The sequence below is a fragment of the Pseudomonadota bacterium genome, assembly GCA_011049115.1.
Taxonomy (GTDB): domain Bacteria; phylum Desulfobacterota; class Anaeroferrophillalia; order Anaeroferrophillales; family Tharpellaceae; genus DSCM01.
Genome location: DSCM01000121.1, coordinates 1 through 3,754, shown reverse-complemented (window position 1 = coordinate 3,754; position 3,754 = coordinate 1). Strand labels below are relative to the sequence as shown.

Genomic DNA, 3,754 nt, shown 5'->3' with positions numbered 1-3,754 from the left:
GCAAAAAATCAAACCGGCGGACTGAATAAGGAGCTTCGAAGCGAAAAACAACCAAGATTAGGTCGCTTATGGCCTCGAAATTCTCTGTGAATTAAAAAAAACGCTTTGTCGCAACACCTTTTTTTATTTTAGAATTGATTATTTTTTCGAAATCCGCTAAATTCTCCTTGCATTATTAATTTTTTTAGGGTATTGGCCGCTCGCTTCTCCGGTCGACGCGACCGGTAAAGGCCCGGTTACGACTGTACTTTATCCGGCCGGCACCCTATTACCCCTGCAGTTAATAATCCATAAAGGTTATAGTTGCCCGGATCGCCTGTAGTCGCCAAGATTGCAGGCGATCTTTTTTTAACGAAAGCCAGCATACTTCAATCAAAAATTAATTATGATCCGAGCTTGCGGATCGCTCAATCCGGACGAATAAAAAAGTACAAAAGGTGAAGAAATGAATATTGAACTGAACAAAATACGCAACATCGGCATCAGCGCCCACATTGATTCCGGGAAAACCACGCTGACCGAAAGAATCCTGTTTTACACCCAGAGGATTCACGCCATTCACGACGTCAAAGGCAAGGATGGCGTCGGGGCTACCATGGACTCCATGGAACTGGAGAAGGAACGCGGCATCACCATCGCCTCGGCCGCGACCTTCTGCGAATGGAACAAACATCAGATCAACATTATCGACACCCCCGGCCATGTCGACTTTACCATTGAAGTTGAGCGCTCCCTGAGAGTCCTGGACGGAGCGATCCTGGTCTTGTGTTCGGTCGGCGGCGTCCAATCCCAGTCGATAACCGTTGATCAGCAAATGAAACGCTACAAAGTCCCCTGTATTGCTTTTGTCAACAAGTGCGACCGCAGCGGAGCCAACCCGGAAAGGGTGGTGCAACAGCTGCGCGAAAAGCTGGGCCACAACGCCATTGCCATGCAGCTGCCGCTGGGCTTGGAAGCCGAGCATCAGGGCGTGATTGACCTGGCTTCGATGAAAGCCGTCTATTTTGAAGGCAGTAACGGCGAGATAATCAGAAACGAAGAAATCCCGGCCTCACTCCTGGAGCTGGCCCAGGAAAGACGTGAGGAGCTTATCGAAGCCGCTTCCAATTTCTGCGACGAACTGGCCGAAGCCTTTCTTGATGAAAGCGAGATCAGCGCCGAAATGATCTTAAGCGCCGTCCGCAAAGGCGTTCTGGAGCGCAAGATAACCCCGGTCTACATGGGTTCAGCCTATAAAAACAAAGGAATTCAACCTCTGCTTGATGCCGCCGTCAAGCTGCTTCCCAATCCCTCCGAGGTCGAGAACACAGCTCTGGATCTGGATAACGAGGAAGCCCCGATCAAAATGACCAGTGCGGCTTCCGATCCGACCGTGGCGCTCGCCTTCAAGCTTGAAGACGGCCAGTACGGTCAGTTGACCTACATTCGGGTTTACCAGGGGAATCTGAGCAAAGGAGATACCCTGATCAACACCCGTACCGGCAAGAAGGTTAAAATCGGCCGTCTGGTGCGAATGCACGCCAATCAGATGGAGGATATCGAGATGATTCCGGCAGGATATATCGGAGCCCTGTTCGGTATCGACTGCGCTTCCGGAGATACCTTCACCGATCCCAAACTCAATTATTCAATGACTTCGATGTTTGTGCCCAACCCGGTTATTTCACTGGCGATCATTCCCAAGGACAACAAGTCCCAGATCAACATGTCGAAGGCCCTGAACCGTTTCGCCAAAGAGGATCCGACCTTTCGGACCTTTGTGGACGACGAAACCAACGAGACCATTATCGAGGGTATGGGCGAACTTCATCTTGAAGTTTACGTCGAAAGAATGCGGCGTGAATACAACGCCGAGGTCAGCACCGGTCAGCCCCGGGTCGCCTATCGCGAAACCATCACCAAACGCGCCGACTTCAATTACACTCATAAAAAACAGACCGGAGGTTCAGGTCAGTTCGGCCGAGTCGCGGGCTACATTGAGCCTTTCGGCGAGGGTGAATTTGAATTCATCAACAAGGTTACCGGCGGCGCCATCCCGACCCAGTTTATCTCCGCCTGCGAAAAAGGTTTTCGCGCCGGCCTGGTCAAAGGCGCCCTGCTTGAATTTCCGGTAACCGGCATCCGGGTTGAGCTGAACGACGGGGCCGCACATGCGGTTGACTCCTCGGAAATGGCTTTCCAGACCGCCGCCCGAGCAGCTTTCCAGGAAGCCTACCGCAAGGCCAGTCCGGTTATCCACGAACCGATCATGAAAGTTGTCATTGAAACCCCGACCGAATTCCAGGGCACGGTCATGGGCACGATTAACCAACGACGTGGAACCATCCTCGGCGCTCAGGATGAAGGACCGATGTGCGTCATTGAAAGCCAGGTCCCCCTGGCGGAGATGTTTGGTTACTCCACGGTCCTGCGCTCCAGCACTCAGGGCAAGGCCCAGTTCACCATGGAGTTTGCCAGCTATCGCCAGGTTCCACAGAGCATCACGGAAGAGTTGCTCAAGAGAAAAGCCGAGGAGTCTAAAAAAGGCGCTGCCTGATGAAAGTCCGAAACCGCCACGCCTACCAGGTCATCTACCTGCGAGAGAGGAGTTTTATGATGTTGAAAAAAGATTTGATCATGCGTAACCCGTTACGGGCTGTCAGCGATGAAAAAGGTTATATTCTGCCGGAAGGCGGATTGGGCGCGGTAGTGGCCCGGGCCGGGGTCGGCAAAACCGCGCTCCTGGTCCAGTTGGCCCTGAATTCACTACTTAGAGGCGATTGTGCCCTGCATGTCAGCCTCGGGGATCCGGTAAGAAAGGTCAACCTCTGGTACAAGGAAGTTTTCAACAATATCGCCGCCCAGTATAGAATTGAAAAGATCGATGAACTTTGGAACGAGCTGCTGCCCCATCGCTTCATCATGACCTTCAATATTGGCGGATTCAGTGTTCCCCGCCTCGAGGAGCGTTTAACCGAACTGGCCGACCAGCAGATTTTCACGCCGCAGATGATTCTGATCGACGGCCTGCCCGTCAATGAACAGATCAAGCGAGCGGACTTACATACCTTAAAAGAACTCTCGCAGAAATTTAAATCCCATATCTGGTTTACCGTGCGCAGCCACCGCCACGAAGAACCGGATACCGAGGGCATGCCGATTCAGATCAGCGAATTCAGCGACCTGCTCGATGTGGTTATCAAGCTTGAACCCCACAATGACGCCGTTAAATTAAACGTTCTGAAAGGCCGTGACACAATCGCAAACCAGAGTTTGTCGCTCGATCCTGTCACCATGCTGATCAAGGAATAGATCAATTAATGCGGGAACGAGCCCCGCAACCCAAAGGGATCCTGCGGCCCACAAATAGGTGCTCTTATCAGACCCAGCAGAGCTGGATAAGTTTCTTCATCGGGACATCACCTTCAGGGATAACCCGATGAAGAAACTTAACATTTTCTTGTTTTGCGGTTGAAGAAACAAGAAAATAACTTGTAAGTCACTAACCGCTGACCTGTTTTTCTGCACACGCTGAAAAGGACGGATTCTTCTCCGTCCTTTTTTATTTCTTCTTCCGGCGAAAACCAGACATTAGAAACAAACACATATTTCTCTTGAGTTTTGTGCGAAAATATGACAGGCTGCCTAAGTTTAGTTATGACAACCGAAATTTGACCAGTTGTGATTATCGAAATTGATCACCCTGATTGCAAGATAAAGTTAAGCACTGATGTTCATGGTTAAATTTTAAGTTTGCTTATTGGTAATGTCTTTC

General features: G+C 50.7%; 2 protein-coding genes. Both read left to right on the top strand.

The genetic code is table 11. The features are described from left to right. The first annotated feature begins 445 nt into the window (after positions 1-445). Positions 446-2,536: an elongation factor G gene (locus ENN66_10685; GenBank protein ID HDS17046.1), complete on the top strand. Its 2,091-nt coding sequence runs from the start codon at positions 446-448 to the stop codon at positions 2,534-2,536. Then, complete coding sequence (locus tag ENN66_10680) at positions 2,536-3,291, top strand: cytoplasmic protein (GenBank protein HDS17045.1); 756 nt, start codon at positions 2,536-2,538, stop codon at positions 3,289-3,291. Before ENN66_10685 ends, ENN66_10680 begins: the two co-directional genes overlap by 1 nt. Positions 3,292-3,754 lie beyond the last annotated feature (463 nt).